Source organism: Thermoleptolyngbya sichuanensis A183 (genome assembly GCF_013177315.1).
Taxonomy (GTDB): domain Bacteria; phylum Cyanobacteriota; class Cyanobacteriia; order Elainellales; family Elainellaceae; genus Thermoleptolyngbya; species Thermoleptolyngbya sichuanensis.
Genome location: NZ_CP053661.1, coordinates 2,664,955 through 2,689,947, shown reverse-complemented (window position 1 = coordinate 2,689,947; position 24,993 = coordinate 2,664,955). Strand labels below are relative to the sequence as shown.

23 protein-coding genes, 1 tRNA gene and 1 pseudogene are annotated in these 24,993 nt (G+C 55.5%); 17 read left to right on the top strand and 8 right to left on the bottom strand.

Annotated elements, in window-relative coordinates:
* Positions 1-8: 8 nt before the first annotated feature.
* Complete coding sequence (gene mdh / locus HPC62_RS11210; RefSeq protein ID WP_172355679.1) at positions 9-974, top strand: malate dehydrogenase; 966 nt, start codon at positions 9-11, stop codon at positions 972-974.
* A gap of 321 nt (positions 975-1,295) precedes the next feature.
* Here mdh and HPC62_RS11205 read toward each other — a convergent pair whose 3' ends face one another.
* Together HPC62_RS11205 and HPC62_RS11200 are read right to left on the bottom strand one after the other, a co-directional pair.
* A complete protein-coding gene (locus tag HPC62_RS11205; protein ID WP_205369627.1) occupies positions 1,296-1,724 on the bottom strand; it encodes a response regulator transcription factor in 429 nt (142 codons plus the stop codon).
* Between the two features lie 309 nt (positions 1,725-2,033).
* A complete protein-coding gene (locus HPC62_RS11200; RefSeq protein ID WP_172358810.1) occupies positions 2,034-3,008 on the bottom strand; it encodes a transposase in 975 nt (324 codons plus the stop codon).
* A 388-nt stretch (positions 3,009-3,396) separates the two neighbouring features.
* On the opposite strand from HPC62_RS11200, the gene HPC62_RS11195 reads away from it, so the two are divergent.
* The 6 genes from HPC62_RS11195 (at position 3,397) to HPC62_RS11170 (ending at position 11,060) form a co-directional block, all read left to right on the top strand.
* Positions 3,397-4,272: a hypothetical protein gene (locus HPC62_RS11195; protein WP_172355677.1), complete on the top strand. Its 876-nt coding sequence runs from the start codon at positions 3,397-3,399 to the stop codon at positions 4,270-4,272.
* 74 nt (positions 4,273-4,346) lie between these two features.
* Entirely contained in the window at positions 4,347-5,177 is an 831-nt protein-coding gene (locus tag HPC62_RS11190) for a hypothetical protein (RefSeq protein WP_172355675.1), read from the top strand.
* Between the two features lie 66 nt (positions 5,178-5,243).
* A complete protein-coding gene (locus HPC62_RS11185) occupies positions 5,244-6,617 on the top strand; it encodes a hypothetical protein (RefSeq protein WP_216655355.1) in 1,374 nt (457 codons plus the stop codon).
* 6 nt (positions 6,618-6,623) lie between these two features.
* Positions 6,624-8,318: a transthyretin-like family protein gene (locus tag HPC62_RS11180; RefSeq protein ID WP_172355673.1), complete on the top strand. Its 1,695-nt coding sequence runs from the start codon at positions 6,624-6,626 to the stop codon at positions 8,316-8,318.
* A 161-nt stretch (positions 8,319-8,479) separates the two neighbouring features.
* Entirely contained in the window at positions 8,480-9,604 is a 1,125-nt protein-coding gene (locus HPC62_RS11175; protein ID WP_172355671.1) for a hypothetical protein, read from the top strand.
* A gap of 181 nt (positions 9,605-9,785) precedes the next feature.
* Entirely contained in the window at positions 9,786-11,060 is a 1,275-nt protein-coding gene (locus HPC62_RS11170) for a hypothetical protein (RefSeq protein WP_172355669.1), read from the top strand.
* Here the strand turns inward: HPC62_RS11170 and HPC62_RS11165 are convergent.
* The gene (locus HPC62_RS11165) at positions 11,042-11,860 is read right to left on the bottom strand and encodes a TIGR01548 family HAD-type hydrolase (protein ID WP_172355667.1); all 819 of its coding nucleotides are present in this window, start codon (positions 11,858-11,860) and stop codon (positions 11,042-11,044) included. The genes HPC62_RS11170 and HPC62_RS11165 overlap by 19 nt on opposite strands.
* A 144-nt stretch (positions 11,861-12,004) precedes the next feature.
* Here HPC62_RS11165 and HPC62_RS11160 point away from each other — a divergent pair, with 144 nt between their 5' ends.
* Complete coding sequence (locus HPC62_RS11160; RefSeq protein ID WP_172355665.1) at positions 12,005-12,304, top strand: 30S ribosomal protein PSRP-3; 300 nt, start codon at positions 12,005-12,007, stop codon at positions 12,302-12,304.
* Between the two features lie 176 nt (positions 12,305-12,480).
* On the opposite strand, the gene HPC62_RS11155 is transcribed toward HPC62_RS11160, so the two are convergent.
* The gene (locus HPC62_RS11155; protein WP_216655354.1) at positions 12,481-13,353 is read right to left on the bottom strand and encodes a phosphate ABC transporter permease; all 873 of its coding nucleotides are present in this window, start codon (positions 13,351-13,353) and stop codon (positions 12,481-12,483) included.
* Between the two features lie 1,017 nt (positions 13,354-14,370).
* On the opposite strand from HPC62_RS11155, the gene HPC62_RS11150 reads away from it, so the two are divergent.
* From HPC62_RS11150 to dusB, 9 genes and pseudogenes are all read left to right on the top strand, one after another.
* The gene (locus tag HPC62_RS11150) at positions 14,371-14,964 is read left to right on the top strand and encodes a DUF3177 family protein (RefSeq protein WP_172355663.1); all 594 of its coding nucleotides are present in this window, start codon (positions 14,371-14,373) and stop codon (positions 14,962-14,964) included.
* Between the two features lie 36 nt (positions 14,965-15,000).
* The gene (locus tag HPC62_RS11145; protein ID WP_172355661.1) at positions 15,001-15,939 is read left to right on the top strand and encodes a sulfotransferase; all 939 of its coding nucleotides are present in this window, start codon (positions 15,001-15,003) and stop codon (positions 15,937-15,939) included.
* A gap of 396 nt (positions 15,940-16,335) precedes the next feature.
* Positions 16,336-18,117: a TM0106 family RecB-like putative nuclease gene (locus HPC62_RS11140; RefSeq protein ID WP_225910631.1), complete on the top strand. Its 1,782-nt coding sequence runs from the start codon at positions 16,336-16,338 to the stop codon at positions 18,115-18,117.
* A 117-nt stretch (positions 18,118-18,234) separates the two neighbouring features.
* A tRNA-Asp gene (locus HPC62_RS11135) sits at positions 18,235-18,308 on the top strand.
* A gap of 71 nt (positions 18,309-18,379) precedes the next feature.
* Positions 18,380-18,757, top strand: a complete 378-nt coding sequence (locus HPC62_RS11130; protein ID WP_172355659.1) for a nucleotidyltransferase family protein — start codon at positions 18,380-18,382, stop codon at positions 18,755-18,757.
* A 38-nt stretch (positions 18,758-18,795) separates the two neighbouring features.
* Positions 18,796-19,128: pseudogene (locus tag HPC62_RS11125) on the top strand (HEPN domain-containing protein); the annotation flags it as partial.
* A 172-nt stretch (positions 19,129-19,300) separates the two neighbouring features.
* On the top strand, positions 19,301-20,755 hold the full coding sequence (gene gltX / locus HPC62_RS11120; protein ID WP_172355655.1) for a glutamate--tRNA ligase: 1,455 nt from the start codon (positions 19,301-19,303) through the stop codon (positions 20,753-20,755).
* Between the two features lie 66 nt (positions 20,756-20,821).
* Positions 20,822-21,529: a hypothetical protein gene (locus tag HPC62_RS23425; protein ID WP_225910630.1), complete on the top strand. Its 708-nt coding sequence runs from the start codon at positions 20,822-20,824 to the stop codon at positions 21,527-21,529.
* A 95-nt stretch (positions 21,530-21,624) separates the two neighbouring features.
* Positions 21,625-22,683, top strand: a complete 1,059-nt coding sequence (gene dusB, locus HPC62_RS11110) for a tRNA dihydrouridine synthase DusB (protein ID WP_172355653.1) — start codon at positions 21,625-21,627, stop codon at positions 22,681-22,683.
* Between the two features lie 177 nt (positions 22,684-22,860).
* Here dusB and HPC62_RS11105 read toward each other — a convergent pair whose 3' ends face one another.
* From HPC62_RS11105 to HPC62_RS11090, 4 genes are all read right to left on the bottom strand, one after another.
* The gene (locus tag HPC62_RS11105; protein ID WP_172355651.1) at positions 22,861-23,118 is read right to left on the bottom strand and encodes a hypothetical protein; all 258 of its coding nucleotides are present in this window, start codon (positions 23,116-23,118) and stop codon (positions 22,861-22,863) included.
* A 72-nt stretch (positions 23,119-23,190) separates the two neighbouring features.
* Positions 23,191-23,436, bottom strand: a complete 246-nt coding sequence (locus HPC62_RS11100; protein ID WP_172355649.1) for a hypothetical protein — start codon at positions 23,434-23,436, stop codon at positions 23,191-23,193.
* Between the two features lie 197 nt (positions 23,437-23,633).
* Positions 23,634-24,227, bottom strand: coding sequence for a Uma2 family endonuclease (locus HPC62_RS11095; RefSeq protein ID WP_172355647.1), 594 nt, complete (start codon positions 24,225-24,227; stop codon positions 23,634-23,636).
* 23 nt (positions 24,228-24,250) lie between these two features.
* Entirely contained in the window at positions 24,251-24,910 is a 660-nt protein-coding gene (locus tag HPC62_RS11090) for a Uma2 family endonuclease (protein ID WP_172355645.1), read from the bottom strand.
* Between the last annotated feature and the right edge of the window lie 83 nt (positions 24,911-24,993).

Sequence of the window (24,993 nt, the reverse complement as noted above, 5' to 3'; positions counted from 1 at the left end):
CTACAGCAATGTCTACAACGTCCCACGCACCCAACGCCTGCACCCCCACCCGTGTTGCCATCATCGGCTCTGGCAACGTTGGCAGTACGCTAGCCCAGCGAATTGCAGAGCGAAACTTGGCTAATGTGGTGCTGCTGGATATTGTGGATGGGCGACCCCAGGGCGTGGCGCTGGATTTGTTGGAGGCTCGCGGCATCGAGGGACACGATCGCCAGATTGTGGGCACGACGGATTACGCGATGACGGCGGGTTCTGATGTGGTGGTGATTACCGCTGGGCTGCCCCGTCGCCCTGGCATGAGCCGCGACGACCTGCTAAAGACCAATGCCGCGATCGTGATGGAGGCGGCCCAAAAGGCGATCGCCCACTCGCCCAATGCCATTTTCATCGTCGTCACAAACCCGCTGGATGTGATGACCTATCTGGCGTGGAAGGCAACCGGGCTGCCGCCAGAGCGGGTCATGGGCATGGCGGGGATTTTGGATTCGGCGCGGTTTCAGACCTTTATTGCGCTGGAACTGGGCGTGTCCACTGCCGACGTGAGCGCAATGGTGATGGGCAGTCACGGTGACCTGATGGTGCCGCTGCCGCGCTATTCCACGGTGAACGGCATTCCCATCACAGAACTGCTGGACGCAGACACCATCGCCCGTCTGGTTCACCGCACGCGCAACGGCGGCGCAGAAATCGTGGAGCTAATGCAGACGGGTGGCGCATACTATGCGCCTGCGTCTTCGACCTGCGTCATGGTGGAAACGATTTTGCTGAACAAGTCGCGTCTGCTGCCGATTGCCTCCTATCTGCGGGGCGAATATCGGCTCAGCGATATCTTTATCGGTGTGCCTACGCGGCTCGGCTGCGGCGGCGCAGAGAGCGTGCTGGAGCTACAGTTGAGCGACTCGGAACTGAAAGAACTGCACAGTTCAGCGGCGGTGGTGCGCCAAGGCATCGACCGGGCAATGGCCTTGCTTTAGCCGTGCTAATGTTGCAGCAGGCTAAGGCGTGCTTTAAAGCCCTTTGATCCCCCCTAACCCTCCTTAACAAGGGGGGAACTGGGCCAAGTCGCTCCGGAAGTCCCCCTTTTCAAGGGGGATTTAGGGGGATCGACTCAGGGCAATCAACGACGTAGAAAATCTAAAGTCCCCCTTTTCAAGGGGGATTTAGGGGGATCGACTCAGGGCAATCAACGACGTAGAAAATCTAAAGTCCCCCTTTTCAAGGGGGATTTAGGGGGATCGACTCAGGGCAATCAACGACGTAGAAAGTTTTAAAACAATGCCTAGCTTTGCAACAGGCTAGCTTTGCAACACATTGTCCTGCATCAGGCGGGCGACCATCGCGGCGCGAGATGACACGCCCAGCTTGCCAAAAATGCGGCGTAAATAAGTAGAAACGGTGCAGGGGCTAATTTCAAGCGTGCTGCTGATGGTTTTGTTGGGTAAGCCTTGGGCAATTAGGCGGGCGATCGCCAGTTCTCGCGGGCTAAGACAAACCGCCTTGGCATCTGTTGGTGTGCGACGAACCAGATAGAACTCGGTTTCGTCAATTTTTAGTTCAAAAATGACTTCATTAATCGTTTCCTTTGCATCCTGAAAGACCTTGATGGGCTTCCAAAATACGGCGGCTTGGCTGAGCAGGCGAATCAATACGTCCCGCTCAAGTCGATTCAGGTCGAGGGAGCCTGAAACGGGTTTATTACTGTTCTGGGTATTCATTATGTTCATTTAAGGACTGGAAAAAATTTCAGAACTGATGCTACTTTCCTGAAACTTAGAGCTAATTTGTAAAGGAGCCTGAAAGCCTTGTTAATCAAGGATTTCCGAGAAACCGCTTTTCCTGGGCAAACATGACCTCAAAGCCACACATGCCAAGAGTTTCAGGCTTCTTAAGATTTGCTTCATAAATTAGCTCTTAGCCTCCATACTTTGAGATAGGTTAACCGAGATTGAACGATTAAAGTTGCTCGGCGTGAATGAAATCTTTGGTCGAATAGCAGAAGTGTTGAATTGAGACATAAAACTTTACATTCAACCCTACGAAGCTCCTACGAGTGTCTCTGGCAGCAGATCGTAGCTCCAATGGACAATCGAACAACGACGACTCAATTCAAGTTGCAAATAGCGCAACTTATCTAGTAATTGATGACCATAAAACTCTGGAATTTCTATCAATTGCAGAATCAGATAGGCAATCAACACCATGTAGATTTGAATGGTGACTCCATTGACACTCTTAGAGATTAGTTTATCTAGCTTCAAGTGCATCTTTAGAAACTTCCACAGCACTTCTATCTGCCACCGATGGCGATAGACTTCACTAATCTCTTCATTCGTCATCAGTTCTACATTGGTCGCCAGCCGAAACTCCGTTTGGCTCTCTAAGTCACAAAACCAAACCACTCGATATCGCTCATGCTCAAACTCGGTCTTCATCGTGTTCTTAAGGCGGACAACAAAGCGAGTCTGATCCTGGCTTAATTGGTCAAGGAAATCCCAACTGGCAAAGCCTCTATCCATGACGCCGATGGCATCTTCAGGAATCATTCCTGTCACTCTGTCAGCAAATTTTGCGTCATGTCCTTGACCAAAATGAATCAGGCATTCACTGGGATTACCTTGCGTTAAGTTGACTCCATTAAGCAATTTGACTTGATGATAGCCTTGCATCCAGAACAACTTGCTTGTCAATGTGATGACCGTTGAATCAATGGAAAACAGCATCTGTGCTGTCGCTGGATTTTTTTGTTTTAGCTGTCTTATGAGCTCAGCGTAGATGCGACAAAAGTGTTCATCCTGTCGAGTCTTGCAGGCTTTAGAAAAGGTGGAAATATCAACCTTGATTCCTGCTTTGTTGAGACGATAAAACAGGCTTCTCATGCTCGTTAAACCCTGGTCTAAAACGAAGGTCAACCAGATTTCAAAGAATAAGCGAGAGTTCAAAACAGGATAGTTATGTGGGCACAACTGCTTGAGTATCGGTTTGACAAGCGCAGGAAATGACACTAGCATCTTAAACATTGTTTTTGTTTGCTGGGGGCTAGAATACAATATTCTGCCCCTATTTTTTGTATGTTGAGCTATCTTTCAACACTTCTGGTCGAATAGCTTTTATTTAAGCGGCCCTAGAGGGCGATCGCTATTCCCCCATTGGGTACTGACAGATCCGACCTGACAGAGCTGAAAGTACAAAGCCCAGGGACTCTCTCTGCCGCCATACTTCTAAATTCTAAAGTTTTGTTCAGAATTGCGTAACGCTTAACTGCATTCAAAATGTCATTCAAATCGATGACATCTATTTCCATGACCCTGCATGGATGTCATCAAAACGTGTGACTGCTCAAGCAATCTTTCTCAAGCTATAGCTAGAGATGAACTGCATTTCGATTGGAGTGATGCAATGTTGGACGGTGAAACTCTGCAACAGGAACTCACGAATGAGTTTGAAAGCGAATTTGAATATGAGCTGCAAAATGAATACGAAGTTCAGCATGAATACGAAGGTGAAGAATTTTTGGGTGGACTCATCGGCGGCGCAATGAACGCCCTCGGACTGGGCGAAGGTGAATACGAAGGTGAATACGAAGGCGAGTACGAAAGTGAGTATGAAAGCGAAGCCTTTTTGAGTACGGTGCGTCGTCTCGCTGGACGGCTCAAACCGATTCTGCCGAAAGTGATTCCTCATGCCACTCGTCTGATCGGCAATGCCATTGGTGGGCCGCAGCTTGGCGCAGCGCTGGGGCAGATGATGCGCGAAAGCGAGTACGAATTTGAGTACGAAACGGCTGGACAAATGGAATTTGAAGGAGGGTGGGCAGGAGAATTTGAATCCGCTGCTACGCCGCAAACAGAAGCCGTTGCTGAAGCCCTAGCGGGGGCTGCGGCCAAGGCCCAAAACGAAGCCGAGGCTGAGGCGTTCGCAGGGGCGGCCGTCACTCGCGTACTGCCGACCAAAGCGGCTGCGGTGCAAAAGCAGATTCCGGCGATTGTCAAAGCCAGCGCCCAACTGACACGGGGACTACGCCAAAACCCGACGACCCGCCCGCTGGTGCGAATTTTGCCGACGGTGGCGATGCGGACGGGGCAAGTGCTGACCCAGAAAGCCGCGCAGGGTCAGCAGATTACCCGCCCGGTCGTAGCCCAGGTGATGGCCGCCCAGACCCGCAAAGCGCTCAAAAATCCCATGACTGCTGCTCGAATTGTGGCTAATTCTGCCAAAGTCGCGCAGAAAGTGACCCAGCCTGCTCCAGTTGCCCGCAAGAAAGTGCGGGGCTAGTTCTGCTGGAGTCTCGCTTTGTTTTCAACCCAATACCTCAACTAAACATCGCTGAAAAAGGAGACCAAGACTCAATGTATCAGTACGAATTTGAAACCCTGGATCGGGAACTGGAATCGGAATTTGAATCGGCCATGCTGGGTGAAAGCGATCGCGCCTATGAGTACGAATACGAAAGTGAAGAGTTTCTGCCCCTGCTGGCTCCCATTCTCAAGGCGGCTGCACCGATGGCGATTCAGGCTATCGGTGGGCTGTTCCGTCGTCGCCGTCGCCGGGGCCAGCGCGAATTTGAGATGGAGTATGAAACACCCCTGAATGAGTTTGAACTGGAAGGCGAATATGAAGGCGATCCGTTTATCGGCAATCTGCTGCGGGGATTGGGCAGCGCCTTTGGGGGCGATGGCGAGTTTGAGTATGAGTTTGAGCAGCATCCTGAAGCGCTGCCCGAATTTGAAACCGCGCCAGCCAGCGAGTATGAGGTGATGGCCGAACACCTGGCCCACATGGCGGCTAACAGCCAGAGCGAAGCCGAAGCAGAAGCCTTCATTGGCGCATTGATTCCAATGGTGGCGCGGGGCCTCAGCGCAGCCGCACCCGTCATCTCTCGCGTGGTTCCCCAGGTCATCCGTCCCCTGGCCCAAGCTGGTCGGGCGCTGCTCCAGAACCCCCAGACCCGTCCGCTGGTTCGTACCTTCCCCACGATCGCCCGCAGCAGCATGGCAACCCTGGCGCAGCGCGTCGCTAAAGGACAGCCCGTAAACGCTCGCGTGGCAGCGCGGACGGTGGCTGGCAACGTGGCGCAGGTGTTGGGTAATCCGCGCCGGGCCTCTGCTGTGATGAAGCGATCGCGCCAGATTCACAGCCGCCAATGCACCTGCGGCGCACGCAAGCGGGCCCGCGTATAGGCAAAGGCATTGCAGCATCAGGGATGTCAGCGAAAAGTTGATGGGAATGCAATCGGGAGCTTTGGTATGAACGGGTTTACGAACGGATCGAAGAACGGGATAGACCCGTGTCGGGCAACGCGGCAGGCCCTCGCCGAGCTATATCAGGAGACTACGCCTGAATATTCAACCGCTCGCGCTGTGGAGCCGCCCAACCTCGACCCCTGGCTGCGGGCGCAGGCGGTGAACGTGGTGCGCCATGTGGAGGCGCTGCGTCCGTTTCGCCAGGGCGAGTTTGGCACCGATGCGGCCAGTCCCAGCGATGCCCATATCGACGCGGTGAACCAGCTTATTGCCAGGCTGCGATCGCACCTCCAGGGCGTGTCCAAAACGGTCTCTGGCAGCGCTCAGGCGGCGATCGCCCAGCCCGCAACGGCGCAGTTGCAGCAGATGATCGCTCGCAAAGACCAAGCCCACGACCTGGTTCGCAAAATCGAGCAAATCTGGGACTTTTACTTTGAGCTGTTTGGGCAGCGGCAGAGCCAGTTTGCGCCGTGGCTATTGGGGTGCGATCGCATCGCCCTCGACTGCTACCAGGACGTGTATATGGGCTTGGGCAAGGCAAAGTCGATTCCCGCACCGCCGCCGTTCTCCTACGTCAAAACCGGGTTTTCGCCTGCCACTTTCCGGCGCGGCATTCCCCTCACCAAGCTGAGCCAGCAGTTGAATCCGTTTCCGCTGATCCAACTGCCCTACCATCGTTTGGTGAATCCCTGGACCCTGGGGGCGATTTTGCACGAAGTCGCCCACAACCTGCAAACCGACCTGGGCCTGCGGCAAACCTTGCCCAAGGCGATCGCCCACCGTCTGCTGAAAGCGGGGTTCTCCCCGGACGTGGCGGCCGTGTGGACAAAATGGCACAGCGAAACCTTTGCGGATATGTCGGGGCTGCTGCTGGGTGGCCCCTACATCGTCGCCTCGCTGATGGACATTGCTTCGCGATCGCCCCAAAGCACCCTCTTCTTTCACCCCGGTGCGCCCCACCCCACCCCCTACTTGCGCGTGTTCATCAGCACGGAACTACTGCGGCGGATGGGCTTTCCGCAAATGGCGGACGACTACAACCGCATCTGGAAGCGTCTGTATCCCAATCCCCATGCAGGCACGATTCCGCCAGCCGTGCTGCAAACCTTCGACCGGGCCCACAAGCTCGTGGTCGATACGATTTGCTACACGCCCTATAGCGAACTGGGCGGGCGATCGCTGGCAGAAGTCACCGGCTTCAAACCGCACCACCAGCAAATTATCGAAGAAGCCGGACAGCGGCTGGCCAAAGGCAACGATCCGGGCATCGTTCCCGAACGCTTCCTAATCTGTGCCAGCCGCCACGCGCTGGATCGGCGGCTCGCCGCACCGGGACTTATTACTGAAAACTTCTATAAAGCTTTAGCAAGGAGATAGCGCAGCATGAAACGAGACAGGTACACGCTTCGCGGGCGTGTGGTCAAAAACCAAAGCCAATCCGAAGCTGGCATCCGCGTAGAACTCCACGACAAAGACCGACAATATGATGACCTGATCGGCGTTTCCCGGACGGATACCCAGGGCTACTTTGAAATCTCCTTTACCAAGGAAGACTTTCGCCAAGATCCCGGAGAAACAGAACCAACACCCGATGTGTATTTCAAACTCTTTCGGGATAGCGAATTTTTGGGAGAAACAGAGATTCGTCCCGATTTCTCCTTGGAGCCACTGAGAACCCCTGTCACTCCACCAGACCCCAGACAAGGCCCGCATCAGGTCAAGCTAGAGGGTCAGGCAACGTCCTACAGCATAGAATTAGTGGCGTTAGAGGTGCCGAGTCTTGAGCAATCCAAACGTCCGCCCGCCCAGCCTTCCAAAGACAAACCCGGCCAGTTGCAGGTGGTGGACGTACTGCCCAGCCTGGATCAAATCCACCGGACGGGCAGAATGGCATCTGTTTCGGCTCCGGCCAGCCCTGGCGGCGACCTGCAAGGCATTGTGGAAAGCGCCCTAGGCGGCATTTTGGGCCACATCCAGCGCACGGACAACCCAAAAACTCTGGTAGACACGCTGACGCAGACCTTCACCGCTCGTCAGGTCGATGGCCGCACGATCTACGACTGGAATCCGCAATCCGTCAGCGTCCGCGCCTCCGACCTGGGGGGCGGCATCACCGGGGCACAGGCCAGCCTCTATCACCGGGCAAAAACGGCGATTCAGGACGGTATTCGATTGCTAAATGCCCTCACACCGCTGAAGCCCTCTGCCGACCGCGAAAACATGGAAGCCACCCGCTCCATCATCCGCACGGAAATGCAGGAACTCTTGGTGGAACTGGGCGCACGGGGTGGCCCACGAATTTTGCGGGTGGATAACCTGTTTCAACTGCTGCTGGGTGAAGACGCGGACAGTGGCAATCAGCGCCCCGGTGGCCAACTCAAGAAACTGGCGGAATATTTTGGCCTGGTGCGTGGGCAAATCAACACGGTCGAAGAGGAGCAAAACTACAGCAACTTCCTGACGCTGAAAGACTATTTGCAATCGCTGCGGCGGAGCTGGGTAGACTACAAGCGCACTCAGGATTCCAGCGCTGGAGCCTACATTGGTACGCAGTTGGTGCGGCTGTCGCAGGCGCTGGCGGTGGTGGCCGAGTCGGTGCAGGAGGTCTACCGGATTATGGAGCTATTCTTCCTGGGGCCAGAGGAACGGCTGTCGGTCTATATCGACTTCACCCGCGCTGAGGCTGATGAAGAGGACATAGAGCTTTCCTACGGTGTTCCCCGCCCTGCATTTCCGCTGCCGGACGGCACTGGATATTCATTCGAGGACACCGCACAACTGCGCGACTCGATGAGCATAGAGGGGCTGCTGAATTGGGTCTGGCGATTTGCCTCTGAAGAGGGGCCGCTGCTGGCGAAATCGGGCGGCAAGCTGGGCATTCGGGTAATTTCCGAGACGAGCGATCGCCTCATGGTGCTAACCCAGGCCACTACCTATACGCCCATTCCCAACGCCGCCTTCCGCCGCGAAGGGGTGATTCGGGCGCTGCGCGATCTGGCTTATCAGCTTTATCAGGTGCGTCAACTGGCAGAGCAAGTAACATTGCCCTCTGGCGACACGCCCGACGATCTCGATTGATCTCCGATGACAGCAAACGCAATGGTGAATCGCTCGGTAAGCATGAATCGCAGCCAAGTCGATAGCCACAGCCAAAACCTGCGAAATCTAGGCTGGCAACAAGCCATCCTTAATCCACTCTACTCATCCCTGACTAAGCCCTTGTTCGAGGAGAAATTCCCATGACCACCACCGGAGAAAACCAAAGTTTACTCGACCGCATTGCCGCGCTAAAGGAAACGCTCGTCGATCAGCTCGGGCCGCAGTTGATCCAAAATCCCCAGCTTGCGGACGCACTGACTCAGCGCATCGAAGATATGTTAGCGCAGGCGATCGCCGCTAATGCTGCTGCGCCGATTCCTGCTGATGGCGGACTCGCTGATCTGATCGGCATTGGTAAGGATGCTGCCAAGGGCATCGACGAAACCCGCCTGCCCCAAGGCGTGGAAGATTATGACGAACAAGTTGCGAGCGATCGCATCTTATCTGTCGCCGATTTATATTATCTGTATCAGATGGAAACCGTCGGCGTGTTTCGTGCCATCCGCAAGCTGCAAGAGCTATTCGATGCCGGGGCAGTCCGCCTTTCGACGGGCGAAGGAGCCTACGGGCTGTATCGGTTTGACCGTCGCAGCATCCTCCGCTATGCCGAGCGCAACCGAATGCAGACCTACCGCCGCGTGTTTGGCTACACCACCACACCGCCCATGCCCAGCGCCAAGCCAAACGCCCAATTCCACGGGATGTTCACGCAGTTCATCAACAGCGTGGCCGCCTTCTGGCGCGACAAACGTATTTCCGACGTGATTCGCGAACGCGCCTACGATCCCAGCTTTGGCAGCATCGCCACCGTGCGTCGTGCCGGACTGGACTTGCGGAATAACCTGAAGTGGAATTCCTATGGACACGTTAACGTATTTCGCATTGAGACGCTGCAACTGCTCGACGAAGCCTTCCGCATTCTGGGGGCCGAAGACGTTCGCAAGCTGTTCGGTGCAGAAAACGCCTGGGATGTGGTGGAAGAAGTGATGCTGCGCTATTTCAACAAGCACGTCAACGCTTCGCAGCGTCACCGCATGGCAACTTCCGGGCGATCGGTCATTCGCTGGCTGGCACAAAAGTATATCCTCAACAGCTCGCGGGCGGAATTTGAAGCCCTGCTGCGGGAAATCGCTGATGTGTCCGAAGAATGGCTGACCAGTGCCGAGGTGCTGGGGATTGCCTTTCGCGGCCACACCCAGCGCGTCGTCCCCATCAATGCTGGCCGCAACGGCAACGTCGCGCCACTCAGGGCAGGGCAAGGTTAGAGGGCGATCGCCCCAGTCATGTGCCGCTTCAATTGGGTTGGATTTTAGATTTTGGATTTTAGATTTTGGATTGTGGATTGAACCGGACTGAGCGATCGCAATCCAAAATCGCCAATCCAGAATGTCTAGCCAAAATCGCCAACCTAAAATCCAAAATCAACACTATTCCCCTTCGATCACTATGAACTCGTTTTCAACTAAAGCGCTCCAGAACGGCTCGGCCGCTCCGGAGTTTGAAGATGAATTTGGCCGCCGGGGGCAAGCCGGACGCAGCATCGCTCAACGATTTGCCGCCTATCTCAAGCGGCAGGGCTTTTTACCCACTGTTCATTTCACCCAGCGCTTTTTGCAACGGCTAGCCTCCAAAGGCGTGCGGTTCGATCCGCGCACCTTCGTCCGCGAGTTTCGCGCGGCCAAGCACTATCGCCAAACCCGCCCCGGCTACAACACTCGTCTGACCGTGGTGCGGGGCGTACCAATTGTCTATCGGCCTGGCGGCGAAAACGGCAACCGGATTGTGCTGGTGACGGCGCTAGAGCAGGGGGCAGATTTGCCGCCTGTTGCCCGCACTGCTCCACCCAAACAGCGCGAAGCAGAATGGGAACTGGAATCTGAATTTGAATGGGAATTTGAATCTAAGCTGGAACAAGAATTTGAATCTAAGCTGGAACAGATAATTGTATCTAATACGCCACGCTCATTCGATGCGCGGGTGCAGCAGCAATATCTGGAAACTTTGCAAGAAACGGCGGCCGAACTTGAAGCCGATCCGTTCGTTGTGGAAGATATTAAACGCCGCATTCCGCCGGGGCATGAAACCCTGAATCGGGAGGCTGCCAAAGGACTACCCATCACCCCTGCTGAACTAAATGCCATGAATCGGGGCGTGCGCCGGGTGGATCTTGAAAAAATCACAAACCACTTTAAGCCCTCGCAACAGCGCCGCCACATGCTGCGCCGCCACAAGTGCCAGTCGCTAGAGGAAGCCCTCGCCGAAGCGCGACAGCAGCTTGTGGCTATCTACCAGCGAATCATGGCTGCCCCAACACGAGAAGCCGCCTTTGAGTGGCTGGGCGAGGCGCTGCACCTGATTCAGGATTCTTACTCATCTGCCCACACGGAGCGCGAAAATGGGGGAGCGGGAGCCATCCGGTTTATCCGCTACTTTGGGATGGGCGGGCTATCTTATCCGCACGAACATCGCGTCATGCCGATGCGTCAACCCAACGGGCGGGTTTTCTTTGGTGATCCGCGTGATTATATTAACCTGAGCAATATGCCCACCCGCGCGGCGATCGCCGCCAGTCGCCGCTTTATCCAACTGGTGCTGCGACACCTGCAAGCGGCCGTAAGTTCGCCAGCCCACCAGGCCGAGTTGAAACAGTTTATGGATTCGGTGCTGGTGCTGAGTCCCCGCCGCACGCCCACCAAGTCGCTCTATCCCAGGTGCCCGTGAGAGTCTAGCAGTTTGGCAACGGAGGGCGGTGTCAGTTCTCGGACAGTATTCACCACGCGGACTGCGCCTGCGGTGTGGAGCTTGTCGGTATAGGCGGCGGCGTAGTCGGCGGGGGACTGGGCATGGGGCGGCAGCACGCCCACACCTATCCAGGGGCGATCGCCCGCCACAGCTTTCGCCGCCGTCACCGTCTGCATATCCGCCACCGTATCGCCCACATACACCACCGGCAGCAGGTTAGACAACCCAAACCGAGCCTCGATTTGCGCCACCGTTTGCAGCAACCCCGTCGGGTCGGGCTTGCCGGGGGCATCTTCCATCGCAATTAAAATCGGATCGTGCAGTCCCAATCGGCGCTGCAAAACGTAGGTCGCCGATCCCCGCGTCGCCCCGCTAAAAAATCCCCAGGGAATTGCGTTGGCTTTCAGTTCAAGCAAGTGGGCCGCATCGACCAGCAGTGGCTCTTGGGTGATGTAGCCATCCCACCGATCGGGATCGTCTAGAATGGCTCCGCGATAGCGCCGCTGAAAGAAATCCACCACTTTTTCGTAGGACACATCAAGCTGCAATCGCTCGCTTCCCTGCCGTTTGTAGTAGCGGTAGATTAGCTCTTGAGACGCTTCCCAGTCGTTGTTCCACAACCCTTCGGCTTTGAGCTGATCGATCTCTGCCTGGGAGGGACGGAAATGACCGTTGGTAAAGGCTTCTACGGTGTCTGCTAGGGCGCGGCGGTAGGAATTGCTCACGTCGCGGATTACGCCGTCGATATCAAACACTAGAATGGCGATCGCCTGCTGCATAGGAATCGTTTGGGAAAAAATTCTAGAAAAAAAATTAGCTCAGGACAAATCTAACCAAGAATATTGGCGATCGCGCCAGTTCGTAATTTACTATAGAGGATTGTAGAGTTTTTGAAGGCAGCCCGGACTGTCCTGGAGGTGCGATTGTCGAAGTTCATTCTCAAGGTTCTCTGGCTAGATAACAACGTGGCTCTGGCAGTAGACCAAGTCGTCGGAAAGGGAACCAGCCCGCTGACATCCTATTTCTTCTGGCCCCGCAATGATGCGTGGGAACAGCTCAAGACCGAGCTAGAGGCGAAGCACTGGATCGCCGAAGCTGACCGGGTAGAACTGCTCAACAAAGCCACAGAAGTCATCAACTACTGGCAAGAAGAGGGCAAGAAAAAGTCCATGGCCGAAGCGCAAAGCAAGTTTCCAGAAGTTACTTTTACGGGAAGCGCCTGAGCATCTACCGCTATTTCATAAATGATTTGAGTACTGTAGGGTGCTGTTGGGCGTAGCCGTAGCGCACTGCCCCTCAGGGCTTTGGTGCATGATGCTGACGCTAACACATCCTGCGAGTGATGGTGTTCATTTGTTTGACCTCTGACTTCTTTGGGAGTTAGAGGTCTAAGTTTTTATCAAAATTCGCGGCGGGGCGTGCGGCGCTTGGGCGGTCGGCTACGGGGCTCTTGGCGAAAGCTATCAGCCTGACGGGGGCGACCAGAGCGCTCAGTCCGACGCGGCGGCGCTTCATAAAGGCCGGGGTCGTAGGCAGGGTCACTAGCACGGTCGCGGCGGCGCTTTGGGCTGGGTTCGCCAGCGCGACGGCTGATCTGCTGGCTGATGCCTGAAAACACCTCTCGATTCAGATAGGGATAGTCGCTGACCCACAGCCCGTAATCCGCCATGTAGACATCGGATAGCTCCAAAACGGGGTCGAGATCGGGGCGATTGGAGATGGCAACTAGTTGAGCGCGATCGCCCGGACGAATCACCCGATGGTCGCGCACCAGGGGCACCTTTACCTTGCCTAAGTAGCCTGCTTCATCGGCTAATTCTAGGTTCAGCCGTCGCTGCCGATTTTCGACGACCACCAGTTCGCCCTGCTTGTTGACCCGTTCTTCGGTGCCGACGAGATCTTCAGTAATGTAGACATCGGACACCTCGCCCTGCCAAAAGCCAGCGTAAGGAAAGCGGCGATATTCCGCATTGCGGCGGCCAGCCTGGTAAGCGGGCCCCCACAACCAGTACAGACCTGCAATAATCGCCACGCTGAATTCCAGAATTTCAAACCAAAAGTTGGGCGGCAAAATTGCCCGCAGCACCAACCCCAGCAGCGCCCCCACGACCGAAATCAGCACGCGACTCAGCACATCCTGAAACTTGCCCCAGTAGTAGCGATACTGCTGCGCTGTGGCGACAGCGGGAATCAGTTGCTTAAAAACGTCTTCGGTGATGGGGGTGAGCATGGTTGGATCGTGGCGATCGCCCTCAGCAGTTCTCTGGCGCAACGTCCTCTTTAACGCAGCACCTCAAAGCCCTGACAAGCAGCATTTTTTCGAGCCTAGCATTTGTCCGTCTGGAATGGTCATCCAAGCAGGAGCAGATTGATTCAAATTTTTAGACTCCTGAGTGCGTCAGGCTCATTTCTAACCCCCACTATCGGAAAACGGTTGATTGATTACCCGACAAATCACAGAATTGTCAATGGAAATTCCCGTATCCAATAGCACCTTTTCGCAAAACTGCCCCACAGAGTTCAGTAAAAATCTCAGGGAAATTGAATTCAAGAAATTGCAGAATATGGATAACTCTGGAGAACGCATTCGGAACACTAGCGATTAGGGGGCAATTGAATCGTTAGTGTTCCTGCTCAGAAGGCGTCCTTACAGGTGAACTGCCTGACCTTGGGGGCTTATAAGGTCAGGCATTTTTCTTTTAAAGATTCAGCTACAAGTCTGGTTACACGAGTCTGGTTACACAAGTCTGGTTACAATTTAGCAGCCGTCTTAGAGCTAATTTGTAAAGGAGCCTGAAAGCCTTGTTAATCAAGGATTTCCGAGAAACTGCTTTTCCTGGGCAAACATGACCTCAAAGCCACACATGCCAAGAGTTTCAGGCTTCTTAAGATTTGCTTCATAAATTAGCTCTTAGAGGGTGTTTAAAAAGGTATCGCCTGTAATGTCAAGCACTCAGAGATCCCCCCTAGCCCCCCTTAAAAAGGGGGAAACCGCCTTAAAGTCCCCCTTTTTAAGGGGGATTTAGGGGATCTTGCACGCTTTGCTACAAACAGTAGGACTTTTCAAACATCCTCTTAGCAGTCGTCAGACCAACCTTTTGCATCAGCAATACGATTCTTGCCGACGTGCCGTGAGCCACGGCAGAAATCTGCGGGATAAGGCCGGTAAGGTCTTACATAAGGTCTTACACTGGATAAGGCTCTTAGATGTTCTTCGGCTAAAGCAGGGCTTGACCCAAGTCCCTCTGTACGTTGCAACTCATTTCCAATCATTTCCACCCTTGGACTCATGTCTCCCGATCTTCTGCGCTCTCTAGTTTGGATGGACTATCGTTTGGCGGTGCTGTTTGCAGTGCTGCTGCCGCTAATTTTGCTGATCTGGGCAACGGTAAAGCAGGCTGAAGCCATGCAGCGGCTGCTGATTATTTACTGGCGCGTTTCCAGCCTGCTGGCGATTACGGTTTATCTGCTGATTGGCGATTTGAAGATCGGCTTTCTGGCATCGTTTTTGGCGCGGATTTTGATTCCCGTCGGGCTGTGGTTCTGGGTTGACCTGAATGAGGAAATTGACGACCAGCGCTCTAGCCCGCTTAAATTTGTGTTTAGTGCCTGGCGCTGGGCGCTGACGATCTACAGCACGCTGGGGGCGATCGCCACGATTCCCTTTTTGCAATGTGCCTTTTCGGACGCAAGCTACCCAACGTCTTTCTGCCAGGTGTGGCGCGAGGCCCCGCTGATTTACAAAGATATCCTCCATGCCAACTATCGTCTGCCTTTCCTGGGCTTTTTGGGTATTGTCGGGCTGGTAATTTATCTGATTTACTTTGGGCACTTTGTCATTGTGCGGTTGGGGCGGCAGGGTCGTTCTGCCATCGAGCAATAGCCTGTACTGCCAGTGCATAGCACTATGGGCAAAGTCTTGCCAAAACCAATTCTGGTGACGGGTTCCCATCGCTCTGGCTCGACCTGGGTAGGGCGGATGATCGGCGCATCGCCCCAAGTCGCCTATATTCACGAGCCGTTTCACCTAGATCACAACCTGGGCTTTTGCGGCGCACAGTGGGACTATTGGTTTCAATACATCTGCGCCGACAACGAGGCTCAATATCGGCGGTTTTTTGAGAAAACGGTGCGGCTGCAATACAACCTGATTCCCAGTTGGAAGCTGGTGAATGATGCAGAATATCGCCGCAAAGTGCAGGGCGATCGCGCGTTTTTTGCCAAAAGCCGTGCCGCGGGCCGTCGTCCTCTGCTGAAAGACCCGATCGCCCTCTTCTCTGCCGACTGGCTGGCAACCCGCTTCAACATGGACGTGGTGGTGATGATTCGCCATCCTGCTGCCTTTGCCTACAGCCTGAAAAAAGCGGGCTGGTTCCACAATTTCCGCCATTTTCTCGACCAGCCACTGCTGATGCGGGATCATCTGCATCCCTTTGCTGCCGAAATCGAGGAATTCGTCGCCGGAGACGAAGTACCCGGTGGCGGGCACGGGCGATCGATTCTGGAACACGCGGCGCTGCTGTGGAAGCTGATTCACTATCGCATCGCCACCTACCGGGAGCAGTTTCCCCACTGGCAGTTCGTGCGGCACGAAGACCTGTCGCTAGAGCCGCTGGCAGGCTTTCAGCAAATTTTTGACCAACTAGGGCTGGATTTTAGCGACACCGTGCAGCGCAAAATCACAGACTATAGCAACGAAAAAAATCCCTCGGTGGAGCCGTCGCTATTTGCCCTCAAGCGCAACAGCAAAGCCAATGCCTACACCTGGAAGGAAAAGCTTTCGGCTGAAGAAATTGCGTTTATTCGAGCGCAGGTGGGCGATTGGTCGGATCGGTTCTATCGTGCTGAAGAGTGGTGAAGAGTGGTGCAGTGATTCGCTCCTGGCTGCGGCCTAAGGGTTGCTGGCAAACACGATGCGGATTTTTGATGCAGATTTTTCCAGATCAGGGTAGAGTCATGGAAGATAGGAAAAAATTCTCAGAGCTGCCGGATTGCGGCGGAGGTTTTTAGAGATTTTTTCAGTTTGGGTGAATCTTCTGTCCGCCGTCGGAGCTTTTGTTTTTGCGCTCGTCGCGCCTTGCCCTCAGGCCATCCTGCATGATGCTATCGAGTCGATCGCCCCACTCCCAGTTTTCCACAAGGCTGAAGCAGCGACCGCTGGTTTGCTTGCTCAGCCTGGAGGAGTGTGTCCGCTAATCCGCCGCGATTTGAACGATCAGAGGCGGAGAGCGAATACTCTGCCTCGCTAGTTTCGATGCCTGAAAGTGTTAAATCTGACGCGAGTTTTCGACCGTCTGCGGAGACCTATACCAAACACTATTCGGGGCAATGTCCGGGGCAACAGGCTGGGCAATGCACCGGGCAATGCGCCGAGTCACACACGGAACAATACGCGGGGCAACATGCGGGCGATCGCCCGTCAGGGCCCTATCGCAGGCAGTTGATATTGCCAGCGCAGGGAGAACCCGCTGCACTTCACGCGGCTCTCAGTCCACATGCTCTCAGTCTGCATAATCCCAGTCTGCATAATCTGAGTCCGCATACGATCTGGCTCACGGACGAACTGCTGTTTAGCTTTCAGCGCTGCCATCGCCGCGCCTACCTCGACCGCTATGGCGACCTGGAATATTGCGATGCGCCCAGTGACTATCTGCTGAAGCTGCGGCAAGACAGCCTGGCCCACCGCCGCGAAATTTTGCAGGATGCGGTGATTCACGAAGCAGATTATCCCCGGTCAAACTGGGCGGCGGGCGCGGAGACCACGCTGACGCTGATGCAGCAGGGGGTAGAGCGGATTTCTCGCGGCGTGCTGCTGACGGAATACCGCGATGGCGTGATGCTGGTGAGTTGCCCTGATCTGCTGGTGCGGCATCCGGGCGAGTCGGTTTTTGGCGACTGGATGTATGTGCCGACGGATATCCGCCTGGGCAAACGCCCTAAGCTGGATTATCAGGTGATGGCGGCGTTTCATGCCTACGTGCTGGCGGCGGTGCAGGGTGCGTGGTGCGACACAAGCTGGCTGATGCTGCGGCAGCGTGGTCCCTATGCAGTGGATTTGGTGGATCTCGTGCCGCGCATGGAGGAAATTCTCTACGCCTGTGCTGAAATGCTGATCGCCCAGCGGGAACCAGAGGTGTTTATTGCCCACAACCGCTGCGACCTCTGCCACTGGTATAGCTTCTGCTATGGGCTGGCAACGGGCGATCGCCACCTCTCCCTGCTCCCCGGCGTTACGCCCAGCCGCTATGTTTACCTCAAGCAAATGCAAATCACCACGCTGGAGGCGCTAGCGGCCACGCCCGTCCGGGAGTTGGAAATGCTTCCTGGCTTTGGGCCGGCCGTGGCGCACAAGCTGGTGCATCAGGCCCAGGCAACGCTGAATCAGGAGGCGCTGCTGAATCCGTCGCTGTCTCATGGGGCGCTGCTGGAACTGGTCACTCATCGCCGCCTGCCCACTGCGGAGGTCGAACTGTATTTCGATATTGAGTCCGCGCCAGAGCAAAACGTGGTGTATCTGCATGGCGTGCTGGTGGTGGATCGGGGCCAGGGGCACAACACCTTCTACGCGCTGCTGGCGGAAACCCCAGAGGACGAGCGTCTCGCCTGGAACCAGTTGATGGAACTGTTTCAGCGCTATCCTGACGCGCCGATTTTTCATTTTTGCCCCTACGAGGTGCAGACGGTGCGCCGTTTGGGAGAATTGTTTGGCCCTGCCTCAGAGGTTGTGGAGGATTTGCTGACCCGATTTGTGGATTTGCACGACTGGGTGACGCAGGTGGCGCTGCTGCCCGTCGAGAGCTACGCGCTGAAGGCGATCGCCCGCTGGCTGGGGTTCAACTGGCGCGATGCAGAAGCCAACGGCGCACAGTCCATCTTCTGGTATGCACAATGGCTGCAAACGGGCGATCGCGCGTTTCTCGAATCGATTTTGCGCTATAACGAAGACGACTGCCGCGCCACCCACTGCGTCAAAGACTGGCTGGTGGCATTCATCACCGAAAAAGTGCAGGAAATTCAGGCGGATCAAGGGCATTAGGAACGAGCCTCAGCCTGTTCTCCAAAAAATATCCAAAAGTTTCTCAAAACATTTGACAAAAGGCTCCCAGACCTACACAATAGAGATTGCGTCTTTCAAAGGGCGCACAAAGCGCAAGGGACCGTAGTTCAATCGGTTAGAGCACCGCCCTGTCACGGCGGAAGTTGCGGGTTCGAGCCCCGTCGGTCCCGTTTTAGAGTTTTACTTGAGCAGGCATTTGATTTAAGCAGGTAGTGTTTGGGAGGCAATGTGGGCAAGTGCTATGCTGTCCAATCAAGCAACCCCAAGTGCAGACCAGGGTTCAGATCAAGGTGCGAACTCTTGTGCAGATTTACAAGCGACGCTGATCGAGTGTAAACACCTGCTGAGCCAGCATTATGGCGAAAGGCTAAAGTCTCTGATTGTCTTCGGCTCTGCCGTTAGAAATGAGTTGACCCCAACTAGTGATATTGATCTGCTGATATTGCTGGCTCCACCCATCAATTCCTTTCAAGAGCTGCGCGCCATTGTGGACTTGCTCTATCCGCTTCAGCTAGAAGCGCCATACTGGATTTCTGCAAAACCAGCCGACGCAACCGAGTTTGAGCAAGGCGTGAGTCGCTTCTACCGCAACATTTTGCGGGAAGGCCTCGTGTTGTAAACCATTCTGAAGAAGTTCAGGCAAATTTAGGTCGTGCTGACTCGTCATTGGAAGCGGCAAAGATGCTGCAAGATGCTGGCTTCTTAAACGAGGCGGCATCAAGAGCTTACTATGCTGCATCAGCCCTGCTGCTCTCTCAAGATCTGGCATTTGGTAGTCATACTGGTGTTCTGCGTGCTGTTAGCTTGCATTTTGTGAAACCAGGAATTTTGGATAGGCAGTATGGGCGTGACCTGAATTGGTTAGCCGAAATACGACAGATTGCAGACTATGGAGAATTGAAAACGATTGATACATCAGAGACTCAAGCGGCGATCGCCTGCGCGGAGCGCTTTCTCACACAGGTTCAAGAAATCTTGAGAAGTACTTGAAAAGTGAGATGTACACAACTCCTGCTAATACTAAGGTTCCATGAATCGCTAGAATCTTTAAGGTTGGTTGCTGAGTGTCACTGGGTGCTGCTGAGGCGATCGCCATCAATTCCCTCACTCCATCTCCTGTCGCCCACCTAACCCCCAATCCCTAACCCCTAACCCTTACAACATGTCCGTTCGAGTTCGCATTGCGCCCAGTCCCACCGGAAAGCTCCACATCGGCACCGCTCGTACTGCCGTGTTTAACTGGCTCTTTGCCCGTCACAATGGCGGCCAGTTTGTGCTGCGGATTGAAGATACTGACCTAGAGCGATCGCGCTCTGAGTTTACCGACAACATCCTCGACGGGCTGAAATGGCTGGGGCTGAATTGGGACGAGGGGCCCATCTTTCAAACCCAGCGCACCGAGCTATACCGCCAAAAAATTCAGGAATTGCTGGACAAGGGGCTAGCCTATCGCGCCTACGACACGCCCGCAGAACTGGACGCGATGCGCGAATCCCAAAAAGCCCGCAACGAAGCGCCCCGCTACGACAATCGCCATCGGGATTTAACGCCAGAGCAGGAAGCCGCTTTCATCGCCGAGGGTCGCCAGCCTGTCATCCGCTTCAAAATCGACGACGACCGGGAAATTTCCTGGACTGATCTAGTGCGCGGGATGGTCACCTGGAAGGGGCGCGACCTGGGCGGCGATATGGTAATTGCCCGCGCATCGGCGGCTGGCGAAATCGGCGCACCGCTCTACAACTTCGTCGTGGTGGTGGACGACATCGACATGGGCATTAGCCACGTCATTCGCGGTGAAGACCACATCGGCAACACGCCCAAGCAAATCCTGCTGTACGAGGCGCTGGGCGCGACCGTGCCAGAATTTGGGCATACGCCGCTGATCCTAAACCAGGCGGGCGCAAAGCTGTCGAAGCGAGACGGGGTTACGTCGATTTCCGACTTTCGCGACATGGGCTATACCCCAGAGGCGATCGCCAACTACATGACGCTGCTGGGCTGGTCGCCGCCGGAGGGCATGTCGGAGATTTTCACCCTGGAAGAAGCGGCGAAACAATTTAGCTTTGATCGAGTCAACAAGGCCGGAGCCAAGTTTGACTGGGACAAGCTCAACTGGATCAATAGCCAATACCTGCATCACAAGCCCCTCGGTGAACTGACCGACCTGCTGATTCCCCTGTGGCAAGCGGCGGGCTACGAGTTTGACCCGACGGGCGATCGCCCTTGGCTAGAACAAGTCGCCGCCCTCGTCGGCCCCAGCCTGGTGAAGCTGAACGACGCAGTGGAGATGACCCGCTACCTGTTCGTGCCGGATGTGGGCTTTACCGACGCAGCCACGCAGCAGCTTCAGCAGCCCAGCGTGGGCACGGCGCTTCAGGGCATCCTGACGGCGCTAGACACGACCGCTGTTACACCAGACACCGTGCAGGACGTGATTCAGCAGGGTGTGCAGGCGGCGGGCGTGAAAAAGGGCGTGGTGATGAAATCGCTGCGGGCGGCGCTGACGGGTGACTTGCAGGGGCCAGACCTGGTGCAATCCTGGTTGCTGCTGCATCAGCGGCAAATCGACAAAGCCCGCCTGAACCAGGCCCTGGCGATCGCCCAGTCCCCTGCCTAATCTGCGCCTGACCTGCGCTCTACCCTGAATCCCCTGGACTGTTTGCTGTTCAACGCTCAAATTGCCATGCCTCATTCTGCAACGTTGCGTCGGGTTTTGTTCTGGACAGCTCTGCCGCTGGCGATCGCCGCTTTGGGATCTGCTACTGGGGCGATCGCCCAGGCTCAGCCCACCCTGTCCGACCCGTTGCAGCCTGCGGTGCCGTTTCCGACGGAGGAGCCAGAGCCAGGTGAACCCGCGCCCGTCGAACCCCCCGCAGCTTCACCCAGTCCTGGGGTACGGCCTGAAGCACCTGTGCAGTCCGTGCCAGCGCCCCCCAGCCCCGCATCCCAGTTTCCCCGCAGCACCCAGCGGCGATCGCCCACTCCGTTTGGCGGCAGCACGATTTTTGAAAACCTCACCCTCACCCCCGGCGCAGACCCCAGCCCCAAAACGATTCGCGGCATCAGCGGCGGCCCCCTTCCAGCCAGCGACGTGGCCGGCCGCCCCGAAACCGCCACGGGGCCCTGCCTCGGCTTCGTAGACACCCAGCCCGACCACATTTTGACGCTCACGGCCCCCTTTGAGTTTCTCAGCCTCCAGGTGCAAAGCGCCGAAGACACGACCCTCGTCGTCAAAGGGCCGGGCGGAAGCTGGTGCAACGATAATTACCTGAGCCTCAACCCCGGCATCGCTGGACAGTGGCTCCCCGGTCGCTACGAAATCTGGATCGGCTCTCACCGCAATAACGGGTACTTTCCCTATGTGATTCGGGTGTTGCAGCAGCCGGAGTGAGGGCGTGTTGGCGCAATTCACCTGCCATAATGGGAAAAGTCGGGCGATCGCCCGTCGTTGGGTAAAGTGCCCTCTCAGCCGTTCGTCAACCGCCCATGATTACGCTATCGTCAGAACTCCAGCAACGCCTCGCCTCGCCGCTCAAGATCGGCAATTTTGAGGTGAATAGTCGCGTGTTGCAGTCGCCGCTGTCGGGCGTGACCGATCTGGTGTTTCGGCGGCTGGTGCGGCGATATGCGCCCGACTCTATGATGTACACCGAAATGGTGAACGCGACGGGGCTGCACTACGTCAAGCAGCTTCCCAAAATCATGGAAGTAGACCCCAGCGAGCGTCCAATTAGCATTCAGCTTTTTGACTGTCGCCCCGACTTTTTGGCTGAGGCCGCGCAAAAGGCCGTAGACGAAGGCGCAGACACCGTAGACATCAACATGGGCTGCCCGGTGAATAAAATCACCAAAAATGGCGGCGGCTCCTCCCTGCTGCGGCAGCCGGAACTGGCGGGCGAGATTGTGCGGTCTGTGGTGCAGGCGGTGAATGTGCCCGTGACGGTGAAGACGCGCATCGGCTGGAGCGACCAGGAAATCAACGCGGTGGAATTTGCCCGCCGCATGGAAGATGCGGGCGCGCAAATGCTGACGCTGCACGGCCGCACTCGCGCTCAAGGCTACAACGGCCCCGCCCGCTGGGAGTGGATCGGCAAGGTGAAATCAGCGCTGTCGATTCCGGTGATTGCCAATGGAGATATTTTTTCGGTGGAGGCGGCGGTGCGCTGCCTGGAGGAGACGGGTGCAGATGGCGTGATGTGTTCGCGGGGGACGCTGGGCTATCCGTTTCTGGTGGGTGAGGTGGATCATTTCCTGAAAACGGGCGAGGTGCGTCGGCCGCCGAATCCGGTGGAGCGGATGCAGTGTGCCCGCGACCATTTGGAAATGCTGTGGGAGTATAAGGGCGATCGCGGCATTCGTCAGGCCCGCAAGCACATGACCTGGTATGCCAAGGGGTTTCCCGATGCGGCGGTGCTGCGCGGCAAGCTGGCCGTCATCGAAAATCTGGAGCAAGGGCTGGAACTGCTAGACTGGGCGATCGCCCGATTGTCTGAGTATGATTGGAGCGACCTGCCCAGCGCTCCACCAGAACTGGTCGAAGTTTAGGGTCGAAATCGGCTCTAGAAAAAGCGAGTCAGATAGGCTAGCCCCAGGTTGGTTGCCCGCAGGCTGAAAAACGCAGGCGCGACGCAACAAAGCAATGAATAAAATGAATAGAGTAATAGAACAAAGTAACAAAAGATAATAAAAAGTAAATTGACGATGTGCCGTGGCAGCGCAAGTCTAGCCCAGCGCCGACTGAGGCTCCAGTTCACAGACCTGAACCTCTCGCCGCGAGACGATGTGCAGATCGCTGGGATAGCGGGGTCGCGGATCGCCCACCAGCCAAATTGGGGGAACCATCAGCGCTTCGTAGAATTCAATTTGATACAAAACGCCAGGTTTTTCCTTGAGTTCTACCATTGTTCCGGGCAGATACTCGAATAGCTCTTCCCAGTCAATTACAGAGTCCACTACAGGGTTCACAGCGTCGGTGTTCATCGTTGGTATTTGTAACGGTCTACGGCTCTGGTTCAAGCATTCAGATTCAAACCAGATTCAGCGGCGATCGCCCTAGCAGTAGAAATCGCTCCGGTCTAACACGACCTCACCATAATCCGGCACCCACGCCACCCAACTCCCAGAAGCCTCCTGGCACAGCAGCTTGGCTTCATTGAAGCTGTAGGCACTGAGCGGTTGCAGCAGATTGACCCACGTATCCCGGTTGTAGGTGATGCGACAGACTGGGTTCCAACCCTGGGCGATCGCCCGCTCTAGGTCTAGCGTCAGCCGCGCCGTGTCGGTCGGGTAAAGGGACATAGTTTCAGACTCCGGCTTAATGAAAAATCAGTGCAGAAAAAATCAACACAGAAGCGCTCTTCCCGCGCCGAAGCGAAAAAAAGCAGAAAAAATTTCTGTATTCATTTTTACAAATTACAGATGCCAGCGCTGGTCTGATGCCAATAAGTTAATAAACCTTGATGCAAATACCTTGGGTAAATCAGGGGTGAATCCCCCTAACCCTCGTCCCAGAGCCGATCTACGGCGATCGCCAGGTCAGGAAACTCAACGGAAGCGATCGCCTCGCCTGCGCCAAAGGTGCCGACTTCTCGATAGACGGTTCCTTCCAACGACAGCACCGTCAGCGTCTGCGCGATTGGGTCAATTAGCCAATATTCGGGAATGCCGACTGCTGCATACTGGGCCCGCTTTCGCACATCATCGCGATCGCGGTTTGTTTTGCCAGGGCTGAGGACTTCCACTACTAGGCGCGGTGGGGGCATTTCCAGCGTAATCGTCAGCCGTCGTTGCGTTAGCTTCAGATGTTCGGGACGCAGGACTACCAGGTCGGGATAGCGATTAGCCGAGTCCCGGGGCTGCAAAACAGGAACCTGAATTTCACACTTGCCAGGGTGGACAAGATCAACCGAAACACCCGCCGCGACCAGCACCAGCAAAATTCGCACGGCAATTGTGCTGTTGATCCTAGCTTCTGGCGGCAACTCGATTAGCTCCCCATCGATTAACTCATAGCGACCCTCCAGCGGCGCTGCATCGCTGTAGGTGAGGTATTCCTCAAAGCTGGCAAACGTGGTTCTGGCCTGGGTCATGGCAAGTTCCTACAAATTGAATGTCAGTGCTTCAAGGCTTGAAACTGATGCAACAGCCAGCGATTCACTGCACCGTGATCTTCCGTTTGGCTGCGGCGTAGTGCCTCCTCCACGATCGCCAGCGATAGATCTGGCAGCACAGTTGAAACTTGGATCTGGCGACTTCCACCACTCACAATTTCAAACGCGATGATTGCGGCTGCTTCCACATTCACCACCCAATATTCCCGTACACCTAGCCGCTCATACAGCAGCCGCTTCTGCCCCAAGTCATCGCTGAGCGTGCTGGAGAAAATTTCAATCGCCAGGGTCGGCGCACCCCAAACGGTTACATCCACAGGCTGATTATTTTTGGGTGGGCGGGCAGCATCTGTGCCAATGTAATACGCCAAGTCTGGCTGACACTCCCGCTCTCCCGGTTGCCGGAAGCTGGTGTTGATTAAAGCAGTATAGGCAAGGTCACGCAGGGTGCCATATAGCGTAATGACTGCCGCCAGAATCGAATTGTCTTGACCGTGTGCCGATCCCGTTGGCATCGTTTCAATCCTCATCCAGCCCGCATCGTAATAGCATTGGGCGTTTTCAACCTCTGGGCGATCGCAGCTTGCCAAAAACACTTCCCAGGTCGCAGGCACCCAGGCATCTGAGATCAGGCTTGGCGAAGATGACAGCGCATCAACCATGAATTAACCTGAGGATTTTCTCTGAAACTTCATCTCCTGACCTCCAGTGTATCGAATGGGGTCGGGAGAATCGTTTAGACTAA

Excerpts from the sequence above, each read along its gene's own strand:
- mdh (WP_172355679.1), top strand. The coding sequence starts at position 9 with ATGTCTACAACGTCCCACGCACCCAACGCCTGCACCCCCACCCGTGTT.
- HPC62_RS11205 (WP_205369627.1), bottom strand. The coding sequence starts at position 1,724 with ATGAACATAATGAATACCCAGAACAGTAATAAACCCGTTTCAGGCTCC.
- HPC62_RS11200 (WP_172358810.1), bottom strand. The coding sequence starts at position 3,008 with ATGCTAGTGTCATTTCCTGCGCTTGTCAAACCGATACTCAAGCAGTTG.
- HPC62_RS11195 (WP_172355677.1), top strand. The coding sequence starts at position 3,397 with ATGTTGGACGGTGAAACTCTGCAACAGGAACTCACGAATGAGTTTGAA.
- HPC62_RS11190 (WP_172355675.1), top strand. The coding sequence starts at position 4,347 with ATGTATCAGTACGAATTTGAAACCCTGGATCGGGAACTGGAATCGGAA.
- HPC62_RS11185 (WP_216655355.1), top strand. The coding sequence starts at position 5,244 with ATGAACGGGTTTACGAACGGATCGAAGAACGGGATAGACCCGTGTCGG.
- HPC62_RS11180 (WP_172355673.1), top strand. The coding sequence starts at position 6,624 with ATGAAACGAGACAGGTACACGCTTCGCGGGCGTGTGGTCAAAAACCAA.
- HPC62_RS11175 (WP_172355671.1), top strand. The coding sequence starts at position 8,480 with ATGACCACCACCGGAGAAAACCAAAGTTTACTCGACCGCATTGCCGCG.
- HPC62_RS11170 (WP_172355669.1), top strand. The coding sequence starts at position 9,786 with ATGAACTCGTTTTCAACTAAAGCGCTCCAGAACGGCTCGGCCGCTCCG.
- HPC62_RS11165 (WP_172355667.1), bottom strand. The coding sequence starts at position 11,860 with ATGCAGCAGGCGATCGCCATTCTAGTGTTTGATATCGACGGCGTAATC.
- HPC62_RS11150 (WP_172355663.1), top strand. The coding sequence starts at position 14,371 with ATGTCTCCCGATCTTCTGCGCTCTCTAGTTTGGATGGACTATCGTTTG.
- HPC62_RS11140 (WP_225910631.1), top strand. The coding sequence starts at position 16,336 with ATGCCTGAAAGTGTTAAATCTGACGCGAGTTTTCGACCGTCTGCGGAG.
- HPC62_RS11130 (WP_172355659.1), top strand. The coding sequence starts at position 18,380 with ATGCTGTCCAATCAAGCAACCCCAAGTGCAGACCAGGGTTCAGATCAA.
- gltX (WP_172355655.1), top strand. The coding sequence starts at position 19,301 with ATGTCCGTTCGAGTTCGCATTGCGCCCAGTCCCACCGGAAAGCTCCAC.
- HPC62_RS23425 (WP_225910630.1), top strand. The coding sequence starts at position 20,822 with ATGCCTCATTCTGCAACGTTGCGTCGGGTTTTGTTCTGGACAGCTCTG.
- dusB (WP_172355653.1), top strand. The coding sequence starts at position 21,625 with ATGATTACGCTATCGTCAGAACTCCAGCAACGCCTCGCCTCGCCGCTC.
- HPC62_RS11105 (WP_172355651.1), bottom strand. The coding sequence starts at position 23,118 with ATGAACACCGACGCTGTGAACCCTGTAGTGGACTCTGTAATTGACTGG.
- HPC62_RS11100 (WP_172355649.1), bottom strand. The coding sequence starts at position 23,436 with ATGTCCCTTTACCCGACCGACACGGCGCGGCTGACGCTAGACCTAGAG.
- HPC62_RS11095 (WP_172355647.1), bottom strand. The coding sequence starts at position 24,227 with ATGACCCAGGCCAGAACCACGTTTGCCAGCTTTGAGGAATACCTCACC.
- HPC62_RS11090 (WP_172355645.1), bottom strand. The coding sequence starts at position 24,910 with ATGGTTGATGCGCTGTCATCTTCGCCAAGCCTGATCTCAGATGCCTGG.